This is a genomic window from Saccharopolyspora tripterygii (assembly GCF_054778355.1).
The window spans coordinates 534449-547959 of sequence record NZ_BAAGZP010000008.1; the positions used below are offsets into that span (position 1 = coordinate 534449).

At 68.7% G+C, this 13511-nt stretch carries 10 protein-coding genes; 9 read left to right on the forward strand and 1 reads right to left on the reverse strand.

Going from position 1 to position 13511, the window contains the following annotated elements; translation table 11 throughout:
* Positions 1–10: 10 nt before the first annotated feature.
* The 9 genes from ACYVF3_RS08085 to ACYVF3_RS08125 are packed head-to-tail and all read left to right on the forward strand — an operon-like array spanning position 11 to position 9224.
* Positions 11–850 carry an MlaE family ABC transporter permease gene (locus ACYVF3_RS08085; protein ID WP_461153554.1) on the forward strand — a complete coding sequence of 280 codons (840 nt, stop codon included), beginning with the start codon at positions 11–13 and terminating at the stop codon, positions 848–850.
* Complete coding sequence (locus ACYVF3_RS08090) at positions 847–2190, forward strand: MCE family protein (RefSeq protein ID WP_461153555.1); 1344 nt, start codon at positions 847–849, stop codon at positions 2188–2190. The genes ACYVF3_RS08085 and ACYVF3_RS08090 overlap by 4 nt, the downstream gene beginning before the upstream one ends.
* Positions 2187–3245, forward strand: a complete 1059-nt coding sequence (locus ACYVF3_RS08095; protein ID WP_461153556.1) for an MCE family protein — start codon at positions 2187–2189, stop codon at positions 3243–3245. Before ACYVF3_RS08090 ends, ACYVF3_RS08095 begins: the two co-directional genes overlap by 4 nt.
* Positions 3242–4222 (forward strand): MCE family protein, encoded by a 981-nt coding sequence (locus ACYVF3_RS08100; protein WP_461153557.1) that lies wholly within the window; start codon positions 3242–3244, stop codon positions 4220–4222. The genes ACYVF3_RS08095 and ACYVF3_RS08100 overlap by 4 nt, the downstream gene beginning before the upstream one ends.
* A complete protein-coding gene (locus tag ACYVF3_RS08105; RefSeq protein WP_461153558.1) occupies positions 4219–5412 on the forward strand; it encodes an MCE family protein in 1194 nt (397 codons plus the stop codon). Before ACYVF3_RS08100 ends, ACYVF3_RS08105 begins: the two co-directional genes overlap by 4 nt.
* Positions 5412–6608, forward strand: coding sequence for an MCE family protein (locus tag ACYVF3_RS08110; RefSeq protein ID WP_461153559.1), 1197 nt, complete (start codon positions 5412–5414; stop codon positions 6606–6608). The genes ACYVF3_RS08105 and ACYVF3_RS08110 overlap by 1 nt, the downstream gene beginning before the upstream one ends.
* Positions 6608–7711: an MlaD family protein gene (locus tag ACYVF3_RS08115; protein WP_461153560.1), complete on the forward strand. Its 1104-nt coding sequence runs from the start codon at positions 6608–6610 to the stop codon at positions 7709–7711. The genes ACYVF3_RS08110 and ACYVF3_RS08115 overlap by 1 nt, the downstream gene beginning before the upstream one ends.
* A gap of 12 nt (positions 7712–7723) precedes the next feature.
* Complete coding sequence (locus tag ACYVF3_RS08120) at positions 7724–8242, forward strand: nuclear transport factor 2 family protein (RefSeq protein ID WP_461153561.1); 519 nt, start codon at positions 7724–7726, stop codon at positions 8240–8242.
* 37 nt (positions 8243–8279) lie between these two features.
* Positions 8280–9224, forward strand: a complete 945-nt coding sequence (locus ACYVF3_RS08125; RefSeq protein WP_461153562.1) for a hypothetical protein — start codon at positions 8280–8282, stop codon at positions 9222–9224.
* Between the two features lie 198 nt (positions 9225–9422).
* Here the strand turns inward: ACYVF3_RS08125 and ACYVF3_RS08130 are convergent, their stop codons facing one another.
* A complete protein-coding gene (locus ACYVF3_RS08130; protein ID WP_461153563.1) occupies positions 9423–12650 on the reverse strand; it encodes a CHAT domain-containing protein in 3228 nt (1075 codons plus the stop codon).
* Positions 12651–13511: the final 861 nt, after the last annotated feature.

The window sequence follows — 13511 nt, forward strand, 5'->3', positions numbered from 1 at the left end:
GAATGGGAACATGGTGACGATCTCGCAGCGCGCCAAGCGCGTGGCCCGACGGCCGGTGGAGATGCTGGACGACCTGGGTGACCAGATGTCGTTCTACATCCGCTCGCTGGCGTGGATTCCGAGGGCCATCACCCGCTACGCCAAGGAAACGCTGCGCCTGCTGGCCGAGGTCAGCTTCGGCAGCGGCGCCCTGGCCGTCATCGGCGGCACGGTCGGCGTGATGATCGGCCTGACGCTGTTCACCGGCACGGTCGTCGGCCTGCAGGGCTTCGCGGCCCTCGACCAGCTCGGCACCTCGGCCTTCGCCGGCTTCATCTCGGCGTACTTCAACACCCGCGAGATCGCGCCGCTGGTGGCCGGTCTCGCCCTGTCGGCGACGGTGGGCTCCGGTTTCACCGCGCAGCTCGGCGCGATGCGGATCTCCGATGAGATCGACGCGCTGGAAGTCATGGGCGTGCCGAGCCTTCCGTACCTGGTGACCACCCGCGTGATGGCCGGCTTCGTCGCCGTCGTCCCGCTCTACGTGCTGGGCCTGCTGACCTCCTACGTCGCGGCCCGGGGCGTCACCGTCTACCTCTACGGGCAGTCGGCGGGCACCTACGACCACTACTTCAACCTGTTCCTGCCTCCCGAGGACGTGCTGTGGTCCTTCGGGAAGGTCCTGATCTTCAGCGTGGTGGTGATCATGACGCACTGCTACTACGGCTACCGGGCCAGCGGCGGCCCCGCCGGTGTCGGTGTCGCGGTGGGACGCGCGGTGCGGACCGCGATCGTGACCACCGCGCTGCTCGACTTCTTCCTGAGCCTCGCGATCTGGGGCACCACCACGACCGTTCGGATCACGGGATGAGCGGGCGCGGAGCGGTCACCACGGTCAAGCGCAGGGTCATGGGTCTGGCGCTGCTGATGAGCATGGTCATGTTCGTCGTGCTGTGCCTGGCGTTCTACAACAAGGCCTTCACGGCCTCCTCGGACGTCATCCTCAAGGCGGCCTCCACCGGCAACCAGCTGCTGCCGGACTCCGACGTCAAGGTCCGCGGCATGATCGTCGGCCGCGTCGTCAAGGTGGAGTCGACGGGCAAGGGGGCCGAGCTGCACCTGGCGCTGCAGCCGGACATGGCGGAGAAGATCCCGTCCAACGTCTCGGCGCAGCTGCTGCCGCGCACCCTGTTCGGCGAGCGCTACGTCGCGCTGGACATGCCCAAGGACCCGTCGTCCAAGACGCTCGCCTCGGGCGGGGTGATCGAGCAGGACCGCACCCGCGCCGGCCTGGAGCTGGAAACGGTGCTGGCCGACACGATGCCGGTGCTGCAGGCCGTGAACCCCCAGGACCTGGCGTCCACGCTCAACGCGCTGGACCACGCCCTGTCCGGGCGCGGCGACCAGGTCGGCGACACGCTGTCGCAGCTCAACACCTACCTGGACGGTCTCAACCCGTCGGTGCCGGACCTGCGGGACAACCTGCGGGAGCTGGTCGGGGTCGCGCAGACCTACGAGCAGGCCGCACCGGACATCATCTCCGCGCTGGACAACTTCTCCACCACGGCCCGAACCCTGGTGGACCAGAAGCAGAACCTGCAGAAGATGACCGGGCAGCTGACCACGACGTCCGGCGACCTGACGACGTTCCTCAACGCCAACGGCAAGAACATCATCCAGCTCGCCGACGCCCAGCGGCCGACCTTGGACGTGCTGTCGAAGTACTCGTCGTCGTTCCCCTGCTTCCTGGGCGAGATGGCGGAGTACGTCCCGCGCATCCGCAAGGCGTTCGGCGAGGGAACGAACGAGCCGGGCCTGCACGTGACGCTCGAAATCGCCGCGCACCGCGGCAAGTACGAGCCGAACCAGGACGAGCCGGAGTTCGCCGACAAGCGCGGACCGCGTTGCTACAACTTCATGGAGCACCTGGACCCGATGCCGGAATACCCGCCGGACGGCCCGTTCAAGGACGGTTCGGTGCCGCCGCCGGCATCCCGCCCGGCTACCGGTGGCCTGAACCCGGCCGCGAGCACCAGCCCGCAGTCGGCGCCGGCCGGTACCGCGACGCAGTGGGTCAACTCGCCCGCTGAGCGCGACATGGTGGCCACGGTGCTGGCGCCTGCCCTGGGACGTCCCTCCTCGGAGGTTCCCGACTGGGGCGGCCTGCTGGTCGGACCGGTGCTGCGAGGTGCGGAGGTGAGCTACCGATGAACGGGATCAGCATTCGCGGACCGCTCTTCAAGTTCATGATCTTCGTCGTGGTCACCACGCTGGCCTCCGGCCTGCTGATCATGACGATCGCGAACCAGGACCTGCGCTCGGCGACCTCCTACTCCGCGCGGTTCACCGACGCCACCGCCCTCAACGAGGGCGACGAGGTGCGGATCTCCGGGGTCAAGGTCGGTGAGGTCGAGGACATCGAGCTGGTCGACAACAAGGTCGCCCAGGTGAAGTTCAACGTCGCCGACCGGAAGCTCCCGTCCTCGGTGACCGCGACCATCAAGTACCGGAACCTGGTGGGACAGCGCTACATCGCGCTGGAGCAGGGGGCCACGCCCGCCGGCTCCGGCGGCGCCGCGGGCCGAACCGTCCAGGGCGGGTTCCTGCCCGAGGGCGGCATGATCCCGCAGGAGCGCACCAAGCCCGCGCTGGACCTGACCGTGCTGCTGGGCGGCTTCAAGCCGCTGTTCCAGGCGCTGTCGCCGGAGGACGTCAACAAGCTGTCCTACGAGATCATCCAGGTCCTGCAGGGCGAGGGCGGCACGGTGGAGAGCCTGCTGTCGCACACCGCTTCGCTGACGACCACCATCGCCTCCCGCGACAAGGTGATCGGCGAGGTCATCACCAACCTCAACGGCGTGCTGGACACCGTGAACGCGCGTGATCAGCGGCTCTCCGAGCTGGTGGGTCAGCTGCGGCAGGTGGTGTCCGGGCTCGCCGAGGACCGCGACTCCATCGGCAGCGCGATCACGGCCCTGGACGGGCTGACCAACACCACGGGGGATCTGCTGCAGGACGCCAGGCCGGGTCTCCAGCAGGACATCGCCGGTCTCGGCGACCTGTCGAAGAACCTCAACGACAACGAGCAGCTTGTGGACCGGGTGCTGCACAACATGCCGAACAAGCTGGAGAGCTTGAGCCGCACCGCTTCCCACGGGTCGTGGTTCAACTTCTACATGTGCAAGGCCTCCGGAAACGTCGGCGTCGGCAACATCAACCTGCCGCTGCCGCTCGCGCCGGTGACCCAGCCGAGGTGCCAGCGATGACTTCCTACTCCCAGCGCGACCCGCTCAAGATCGGCATCGCCGGCATCCTGGTGCTGGTGGTGGCGTTCCTGCTGGTCGCCAACTACGAGCGGCTGCCGCTGATCAGCGGTACCACCTACACCGCCCAGTTCAGCGAGGCGGCGGGGCTGCGGGCCGACAACGAGGTCCGGGTCGCCGGCGTCAAGGTCGGCACCGTCTCCGACGTCGAGCTGGAAGGCGACCACGTGCTGGTCAGCTTCCGGGTCAACGACGCCGAGATCGGTGACCACACCACCGCGGCGATCAAGGTCAAGACGCTGCTCGGCCAGAAGTACCTGGCGCTGGACCCGCAGGGTTCCAAGGAGCTCGACAACGACCAGCCGATCCCGCTGAACCGGACCATGTCGCCCTACGACGTCATCGACGCGTTCAGCGACCTGTCCAAGAACGTCGACCAGATCGACACGGCGCAGCTGGCGAAGAGCTTCGAAACCCTCTCCAGCACGTTCAAGGACACGCCGGGTGAGGTCGGCGGCGCCCTCGACGGTCTGTCCCAGCTCTCGAAGACGATCTCGTCGCGGGACGAGGAGATCGAGCACCTGCTGAACAACACCACGCAGGTCTCCCAGCAGCTCGCCGACCGCAACGAGGACTTCGAGAAGCTGCTCTCCGACGGCAACCTGCTGCTCCAGGAGCTGCGCGCCCGCCGGGAGTCGATCTCGTCGCTGCTGACCGGCACCCAGGAGCTGTCCCAGCAGCTGACCGGGCTGGTCGACGACAACCAGGCGCAGCTCGGGCCGACGCTGGAACAGCTGGACAAGGTGACCAAGATGCTGCAGCGCAACCAGCAGAACCTGGACCGGAGCCTGAACACCTTCGCCCCGTTCACCAGGTTGTTCTCCAACGTCCTCGGCAACGGCCGCTGGTTCGACACCTACATCTGCGGTCTGCTCCCGCCCGCCGTCGGGCCGATCAACCAGGAGGGTTGCAAGCAATGACGAACGCACCCTCGAAGGGCTCGACGCTGGCCAAGGTCCTCACCGTCGGCATCGTGGTCGTGCTGCTCGGCGCGGTCGGCGGCTGGTGGCTGTTCTACGGCGCGGCCGAGCGCAAGGTCACCGCCTACTTCGACGCGGCGGTCGGCCTCTACCCGGGCGGTGACGTGCGCATCCTCGGCGTCCCGGTCGGCACGATCGACGAGGTGACGCCGCAGGGCAAGCAGGTCAAGATCACGATGAGCGTGGACCGCGACACCGCGATCCCCGCCAACGCGAACCTGGTCGCGGTCTCGCCCAGCATCGTCTCCGACCGGTACGTGCAGTTCGCTCCGGTCTACAAGGGAGGCCCGAAGCTCGGCGACGACGCGGTGATCCCCGCCGATCGCACCGCGACGCCGGTTGAGCTGGACAACATCTACCGGAGCCTCAACGACCTCACCAACGCGCTGGGACCCAACGGGGCCAACAAGAACGGCGCGCTGACCGACCTGCTCAACACCGGTGCCGCCAACCTGGAGGGCAACGGCAAGGCGCTGTCGGAAACCCTGCGCAACCTCGGTGAAGCGGGCACGACGCTGTCGGGCAACAGCGACGAGCTGTTCAAGACGGTCGACAACCTGCAGCGGTTCACCGGGATGCTCGCGGACAACGACGGCCAGATGCGCCGGTTCAACTCGCAGATGGAAGAGGTCAGCAGCCACCTCGCCGGTGAGCGCAACGACATGAGCGCGGCACTGGCCGAGCTGTCGGTGGCGCTGGGCAAGGTGGAGACCTTCGTGCGGGACAACCGCTCTCAGGTGCAGTCCAACGTCAGCCAGCTGCACGACGTGGCCGCCGTGCTGGTCAAGCAGAAGGCCGCGCTCAACGAGTCGCTGACCAACGCGCCGCTGGCCATGAGCAACCTGAACAACACCTACAACGGTGCTTCGGGAACGCTCGACCAGCGCGCCATGTTCAACGAGCTCAACCAGCCCCCGCTGGTCTCCGTCTGCAAGCTGCTCGACCAGAGCACGCCGAAGGAGGTCCCGCTGGAGGTCAGCACGGCCTGCGACGCGCTGCGACCGGTCCTGGGCGGGACCGAGAAGCTGCCGACGCTGGCCCAAACCCTCAACGCGGTGCAGAACGGCAAGCTCCCGCCGTTGCCGCTGCCGCTGACCAACGGACTTCAGCCCGCTGGAGGTGGCCAGTGATGCGGCCCGGTTCGATGACCCGGCTCGTGCGTTCCGTCGTCAACCGCAAGTCGGCCGTCAAGGTCGGTGCGGTCGCGGCGGTCGGCCTGCTGGCGCTGTCGGGTTGCTCCTCGCGCGGCGTGTACGACATGCCGCTGCCGGGCGGTGCCGACGTCGGCAGCAACCCCTACGACGTGAAGGTCCGCTTCACCGACGTGCTCGACCTGGTGCCCAACGCGGGCGTCCGGGTCAACGACGTGGCGGTCGGGCGGGTCTCCAACATCGTGCTGGCGCCCGGGACGTGGGACGCCGAGGTGACGGTCACCCTCAACGGAGACGTGAAGCTGCCCGCCAACTCCGTCGCCCGGCTGCGCCAGTCCAGCCTGCTGGGCGAGAAGTACGTCGAGCTGGCCGCGCCCCCGCAGGCGGCCTCCGGGCGGCTGACCGAAGGCGCGACCATCGGCCTGAACCGCTCGAACCGCAACCCCGAGGTGGAAGAGGTCCTCGGCGCGCTGTCGCTGCTGCTCAACGGTGGTGGTGTCTCCCAGCTGCAGGACATCACCAAGGAGCTCAACAAGGCGATGAGCGGGCGCGAGTCCGACATCCGCGGCTTGCTCAACAACCTCGACGAACTGGTCTCCGGGCTCGACGCGCAGCGCAACGACATCGTGCGCGCCCTGGACAGCGTCAACCGGCTCTCGGCCAAGCTCAACGAGCAGCGCGGCAGCATCGACACCGCGCTCAACGACCTCGGCCCCGGGCTGCAGGTGCTCCACGAGCAGCGCGGCCAGCTGGTGACCATGCTGCAGTCGCTGGACAAGCTCTCCGGCGTGGCGACCAACGTCGTCGACAAGTCGCACGAGGACCTGGTGCACGACCTCAACCAGCTCGCGCCGACGCTGCACCAGCTGGCCGCGGCCGGCGACACGCTGCCGAAGTCGCTGGAAACCCTCGTCACCTTCCCGTTCCCGGACAACGCGGTCGAAGGCATCGGGAAGAGCGACTACACCAACCTGTACCTCAAGGTCGACCTGAACCTGAGCACGATCGTCGACAACCTCGGGCGGTCGCGTCAGCCGCTGTTGCCGGTCCCCGACGGTCTGCCGCTCCCGTTGAACGGCGAGACCCAACAGCCCCAGAAACCCGCACCTCCCCAGCCGAAGCCGAAGGAAAGCGGCGGCGGTGTGCTGGGCTGGCTGTTCGGAGGTGACGACTGATGCTCACCCGTCGAGCACGATTCCAGATCATCGGCTTCGTGCTGATCGCTCTGATCGGCTGCAGCTACGCAGGTTTCAAGTACGCGGGCCTGGACCGGCTCTTCGGCAACCGCGGGTACGAGGTCGCGCTCAACCTCGCGAGCACCGGCGGTGTCTTCAAGAACGCCGAGGTCACCTACCGCGGTGTCCCGGTCGGCAGGGTCGGCGACCTGAAGCTGACCGCCGACGGTGTCCAGGTGCCGCTGGACATCGAGGAGAAGGCGCCCTCGATCCCGGCCGACGTGGAAGCCGTCGTCACCAACCGCTCCGCGGTCGGTGAGCAGTACGTCGACCTGCGTCCCAAGCAGAACAAGGGTCCGTACCTCGAGGAAGGTTCGGTCATCGCCGAATCGCGGACCACGACACCGCTCCCGGTCCAGGACCTGATGATGAACCTGGACTCGTTCGCCAAGTCGGTGCCGCAGGACTCGCTGCGCACCGTCGTCAGCGAGCTGGGAACGGCCTTCCGGGACAACGGCGGTCACCTGCAGACCATCCTGGACACCTCGCGCGAGTTCACCACGCAGGCCCAGAACCACCTGCCGCAGACGGTGCAGCTGCTGGAGGACGGCAAGACCGTGCTCGGCACGCAGAACGACCAGGGCTCGGCCATCAAGTCCTTCAGCAAGGACCTGAACCTGCTGTCGCAGTCGCTGGAGCGCTCCGACGGCGATCTGCGCGGCGTCATCCAGAAGGCGCCCCCGGCCGCCGTGCAGCTCTCCGGGCTGATCAAGGACAACCCCCGGATCGGGCCGCTGCTGGCGAACCTGACCACGACCTCGCAACTGCTGTCGTCGCACACCGACGGCATGGAGCAGCTGTTCGTCAGCTATCCGGCGCAGGTCGCGGTGTCCAACACCGTCGTCCCCGGGGATGGCACGGCTCACTTCGGACTGGTGCTCAACCTCTTCGACCCGATGCCGTGTACGAAGGGGTATGAGGGAACACCGGAACGGGCCGGCAACGACATGAGTCCGGCCCCGCTGAACAAGGACGCGCATTGCGCTGAGCCTCCGGGCAGTGACATCTCAGTGCGCGGCGCGCAGAACGCACCCGGGCAGTAAGAGAGGCAACACGTGACCGTTCAAGCCGACACCGCTCGCCGGCGGCCCAAGCTGTCGCTGGTGCTGTTCGTGGTGAGTCTGGTCTGCGCCCTGGTTCTCGGGGTGTTGTGGGTGATGGCCATCAACAACTCCTCGGTCGCCTACGCGGAGACTCGGGACGAGGCGCTGCAGCAGGGTCAGGAAGCGATCGTCAACTTCAACACCCTGGACCACAAGGACATCGACCGCGGTCTGCAGCGGTGGGAGGACAACTCCACCGGCCCGCTGCGGGACGAGGTCAAGAAGGGCCGCAAGGACTACGCGACCCGGATCCAGCAGGCCAAGAGCACCACCACCGCCCGCGTGCTCGACGCCGGCATCGTCGAGCTCGACGAGAACGCGGGCAAGGCCAGGATGATCGCGGTCATGCAGATCACGGTGACTGTGGAAGGCCAGCCCCCGGCCAACAAGCAGGATCGCTACCAGGCCGAACTCACGCGTGAGGGCGACGTCTGGAAGATCAGCGGACTGGGCACCGTCCCGGTCGGCTGAACGGCGAGACCCGAAAGCGATTCGAGGAGTAGAGCCAGTGCCAACCAACCGCCGTTCCGGCACGAACCGGCAGCCAGCGGCCCGCCGGCCGAAGGTGGCCGGCCTGCGCAAGCCCACCGCCTCGTCAGCTTCGACCGAGGCGGCGAAGCCGGAGGAGGACCAGCACGTCAACGGCACCGCGGCGACCGAGCAGGAAGCCAGGACCGCTGAGGCCGCAGCGCCGGAGGCGGCGGAGCCCGCGTCCGCCGAGGCCGGCGAGGCCGCTGCGGACGAGCGGCCGGCTTCGTCCGACTCCGCCGCCGAGCCCGCGGTCGCCGAGCCTGCCGCTGAGGAGACCTCGGCGTCTGAGCCTGCGGCCGTTGCGACTTCGGCGCCCGAGCCCTCGGTCGCGGAGTCCTCGACGTCCGAGTCCGAATCCGAGTCCGGCGCCGAGTCCGAGTCCGGGGACGCCGCTGAGTCGAAGTCCGAGGAGGACTCCGGCAAGACCGGCTCCTCCTGGGTGCTGTGGAGCGCGACCGCGGTCCTGGCCGCGCTGGCGATCTTCTTCGGCGTCGCGACCTACGCGACCTACAACACCGGGTCCGCTGCGAACGAGGCGTTGACCTCGGCGGGCGAGACCAGCGAGGTCAACGGTCAGATCAGCGAGGGCATCGAGAAGCTCTTCTCCTACGACTTCAACGACACGGCCAAGACCGAGAACGCCGCCAAGGACCTCCTTGTCGGCTCGGCCGTGCAGAAGTACAACGAGCTGTTCGCCCTGGTCAAGCAGCAGGCGCCGCAGCAGCAGCTGATCGTCACCACCACTGCCAAGAACAGCGCGGTGACCCACCTCGAAGGCGACAGGGCCGAGGTCCTCGTCTTCGTCGATCAGCACGCCATGCGCGCCAACACCGGTGAGTCCAACATCGGCCCCGCCCAGCTCTCGGTCAGCGCCGAGAAGCAGGGCGACAAGTGGAAGATCACCCAACTCACCCTCCGCTGACCCGGAGCGGAACCCCAGCAGAAAGCCCCCCGCCCAACCCAGGGCGAGGGGCTTTCCGCATGAAGGGAGCTCCCGGCGGGCCCCCTAGCGCCACGAGAAAGGTCTGGTCGGTGGGGTGGGGAAGTTTTCATGAAAACTTCCCCACCCCACCGACCAGACCTCCCCGGACATCACATCTAGAACTGGGATTTTGCGAGGTCAGGGGCCCACGTGGGTGTGGGCGCTCCAGATCGCGTGCTTGTCGGGGTGGGCGTTGCGGAGCTCGCGGACCGCGTTGTGCAGCGCGTAGGCCGCACCGTCCGTGCCGTAGCCGTTCGACCCGAAGACCTCCCCGTAGAAGTCCGCGTGCGCTTCGACCGCGCTGTTCGCCTCGACCTCCCACAGAGTGCCGACGACGTGCGTGAACCCGGCGAAGGCCAGCGCCGAGCACAGCGACAGCGCCGCCGAGGTCGGATGATCCGCCGCGGTCGCCACCTGGCCCAGGTAGCAGAACTCGGCCTTGTCCAGCGCGACCTGCCCGAGCTCGACCAGTCCGAGCGGCCGCTGGCCCTCGCGGTCCAGCAGCATCCCGGCGGCGGGCTGCGCGGGGAACTGCGAGCTCGGCTCGCAGACGTGCACCCAGGGGTAGTTCGGCAGCATCCGCAGCACGTCGGTCGCGCTCGCGCTCTCGGTCGAGACGATCTCGGCGCTCGGCCAGTACTGCGCCAGCACCTGGTTCTGCGGCGGGAGTTCGCGCGAGACCTGCACCGCGGATCCCGCCGCCACGAGCGCCTCCCCGTTCGGGACCGGTCGGGTGCGGGCCCGCAGCAGGCACCCGAGCGTCGGCGTGTACGACGAGACCACGCGATCCAGCGCCGAGGCGCCGGCGTGCGCGGTCGCGGCGTGCAGCGGGAGGTAGGCCGCCGCGCCGAACGCGCTCCACCAGACCCGGGGCCAGCGCGCACCGGCGGCCGGCGTGTTGAGGTATCCCATCCGGTCCAGCACTGGCCGGACGAGCCGCACCCACGTCCAGTCGAGCACCTCGGCCATCGCCGCGTGGTCGTCGTGCTGCGCGGCGGTCAGCAGGGAGAGGACCTGCTCGCTCGCCTTCTCCGGGGTCGAGTGCGGGATCGGCACGGTCAGCACCCGGCCGCCGAAGATCACCAGCACGTCGGACCGGTACCGGCTGAGGTTGACGATCGCCACCGACCCATCGCCGCCGACCCCGCTGAGCTGGCTGAACTGCTGCACCCGCAGGTGCCCCGGCTGGATCTCGCGAACCTCGTGGATCAGCGCGGTCCAGGCGTCGGCCAGCCGAACCCGGTCGTCGGCGTCGCCGAGGTCGGGATCTTCCGCCGGGCGGTCCAGCAACCGCCGCAGCCGGACGATCTCGTCGGCGAGGTCAGGGTGGTCGCGGTGCAGCGTGCCGAGTTCGCCACCGCTGGGCAGGAAGTCGGCCAGTATCGCCGACCGCCCGTGCTCGATCAGCTCCACCGCCTTGTCCGGCTCGCCCGCCTCGATGGCGCTCGCCGCGGCGTCGGCCACGATCGAGGCCCACCGCTGCTGCGCGCTCGGGGACGCCACGACCCGCTTGCCGCGGGTCATCAGCGGCAGCAGCTCCACGGCGGTGGTGAACGACTCCAGCGCTTCCGACCAGCGCTGCTCCTGCGCGCTGATGCGGCCGGCCAGCGCGGCTGCCCGAAGCCGCTGCTCGGCGGGCGCGTTGGTCTGCGCGGCGGCTTCGGTGAGCACCTTGCGCGCCCACCGGTAGTACCGCCGACGCCCGCTGCGCTGGTGCAGGGACTGCAGCGCCCGGCCGAGCTGGATGGACACCGCCGCCCGCCCCGGGGTGCTGTCGGGCATGGCGATCAGCGCTTGGTCGAACAGCTCGATCGCGGTCTCGACGTCCTGCGTGCGCCCGGCGTGCTTGAACCGGTGCGCCAGCACCGCGCCCAGCTGGACCCACGCGATGTGCTGGGTCTCGGTCTCCGAGGACTTCGCCGCTTCGCGGGCCAGCTCGCCGGCCCGATCCAGGTCGTCGCGGTTCTCGCCGTGCTCGTAGCGCACCAGGAGGCTGGTGTTCAGCGCGGTGATCATCCGCGCGCGCTGGGAGGGCGCCGCGGCTTCGACGGACGCCTCGCCGGCCGTGACCGCGGTGTCCAGTGCCTTGGCCTCGCCGCCGTGCAGGTAGTGCCTGCGCAGCAGGATCGCGTACCCGCCCAGCGCGAGGGAGCGATGGGTGTCGTCGGCGGACAGCGCGCGCACGGCCGGGGTGATCGGCCGCAGCACCCGGCGCAGCTGGCCGGATTCGCCGGTGGCGTCGACGTGCTCGGCGGTCGCGGCCGACAGCTGCCAGACGGCCAGCCCCAGCTGCAGGTTCCCGCCTTCGAGCACGCCGAGGACGCCGATCAGCTCGTTGAGCGCGGAGTTGAGGTCGGTCAGGTCGCCGTTGCGCTGGAAGCGCAGCCGCAGCGCCTCGGCGTACCGGCACAGGCCGCCGCGCCTGGCGTCGCCGTCGGGCAGCGCGCCGGATCCGGCGGAGAGGTGCCGGATGGCCTCGTCGAGATCGTCCGGATCCCCGTTGCGCTGGTACCGGCGCATCAGCGCGGAGCCGAGGTTGATCAGCAGCTCGGAGGTGGTGGCGTCGCTGGCCGGGGAGATCCGCGCGGCCTCCCGGAACACCGCGATGGATTCCTCGTCGGAATCCGCCGAGTCCGCGAGCTGGGCGTGCAGCTTCAGCGCGTTCGCCAAGCGCAGCAGCACCATCGGACGCCGCTGATCGCGCTTGGGCGTCTTCTCGACGGCCTCGCGCGCGACCTGCGCGCTGTCGGCCGCGAGCTGCGCCTGACCGGTCTTGCCCGCGAGGTCGGTCAGCGCCAGCGCGAGGTTGCAGTAGTAGAGGATGCGGTCGCGGTCGCCGGAGTGCGCGGAGGTCGTGGCCGCGCGGTAGTAGCCGATGGCGTCTTCGAGGTCGGCGAGCTCGCGGCTGCGCACGTGGGTGAGCTGCGCGGCGCTGCCGAGGTTGTTGAGCACGCCCGCCCGGGCGGGGTCGTCCTCGCGCAGCACGCCCGCGGTGGTGCGGAAGACCTCGGTGACCCAGCCGAGGTTGCTGAAGTCGAGCGTGGTGACGATCTGGTTCATCGCCGCGATGGCGTCGGCGTAGCGCTGCTCGGCGCTGCGACGCTCGGGTCCTCCGGGTTTGGGGCCGCCGGATCGCGGTCCGACCGGGGCTTGGCCGCCCGTGGCGGGCCCACCGCCGACACCCGGGTTGGTCCCGGTGTGCGGACCGCCCGGTCTTGCGCCCGGTGCGTCCGCGCTGGCGTCGCCGTCGTCCTCCGGGGCGAACCAACTGGATTGTGGGGGTTGAGGGCCGCTCTGGTCCTTGCCGCCGGTCCAACGCTGCAGCCCGCGGAACCGTTCGCTCGCGCGGTTTGCATCGTCTGTCATCGGTCGTTTCTCCTGTGGCCTGCCGGGCACCGGTCGGGGAGCCGGTGGTCGTCTCACGTTACCGGCGGAGGTAATTGTCGAGTAGCCCATGCGTTACTGGGTGGGATCGCCCCCAGAGGTGACGCATCCCCCCGTTGGATGCATTTGCAGAGCTTCGATCGAAGAAACTACTAGCTCTGCGCGACGGCTTCAGCCCCGTAGGGGAATGTTTGCGGCATCTCGGGGTCTCGATGTGGTCAAGCCGCGCGGGGGTTCGCCCGGTGTCGATGATGAGCCCCGAAGCGTTACGACGTTCGGGCGACGGCCGTCCAGGTCAAGCCGACTGGGGATACTCAGAGTAGTCGTACGTGAACGCGCGTTTCCAGATTGCGGGAGTCGCACGAGTGGTCTCGGGTGGTCTCGCGAATTGGCATGGACCAATGTTTTCAAGATCGCGAAAGAGCTTCGCGTGAAATTCGCTCGCTCCCTTCTGGGGTGACTCCAATCGAGAGGTGCGCGAATTGGGGCTCTCGGGGCGCGAGTGAATTGTGTGTCGTGCGTCGCGGAAGGGGTGAGCGGCTCGCAATGGCCCCTTTCGGGTGCCGGTCGACCGCCGCCGGCGCGGTCCGGCGCGATCCGCGGTGACTCCGGGCTGTTCGGGAGCGCGTTCCGCGTCCCTCCTCTGTGGTCCGGGCCAGGCGTTCAGAAGGTTGTCAAGAGCCGATCGGAGGGGGTTCGCTGAGGGCTTGATCGAAGTGCCACATGGGATGATCAAATGCCCCTGACCAGGTTAAATCGACCCCTCGGTGCTCACGTGAAGTGATCGTGTTTTCCGCCACGAGAGTGATCGATCGGTGATCTCTTGACTGAAAGCGCGTGCGG

Coding starts and splice junctions, on each gene's coding strand:
- ACYVF3_RS08085 (WP_461153554.1), top strand. CDS start 11: ATGGTGACGATCTCGCAGCGCGCCAAGCGCGTGGCCCGACGGCCGGTG.
- ACYVF3_RS08090 (WP_461153555.1), top strand. CDS start 847: ATGAGCGGGCGCGGAGCGGTCACCACGGTCAAGCGCAGGGTCATGGGT.
- ACYVF3_RS08095 (WP_461153556.1), top strand. CDS start 2,187: ATGAACGGGATCAGCATTCGCGGACCGCTCTTCAAGTTCATGATCTTC.
- ACYVF3_RS08100 (WP_461153557.1), top strand. CDS start 3,242: ATGACTTCCTACTCCCAGCGCGACCCGCTCAAGATCGGCATCGCCGGC.
- ACYVF3_RS08105 (WP_461153558.1), top strand. CDS start 4,219: ATGACGAACGCACCCTCGAAGGGCTCGACGCTGGCCAAGGTCCTCACC.
- ACYVF3_RS08110 (WP_461153559.1), top strand. CDS start 5,412: ATGCGGCCCGGTTCGATGACCCGGCTCGTGCGTTCCGTCGTCAACCGC.
- ACYVF3_RS08115 (WP_461153560.1), top strand. CDS start 6,608: ATGCTCACCCGTCGAGCACGATTCCAGATCATCGGCTTCGTGCTGATC.
- ACYVF3_RS08130 (WP_461153563.1), bottom strand. CDS start 12,650: ATGACAGACGATGCAAACCGCGCGAGCGAACGGTTCCGCGGGCTGCAG.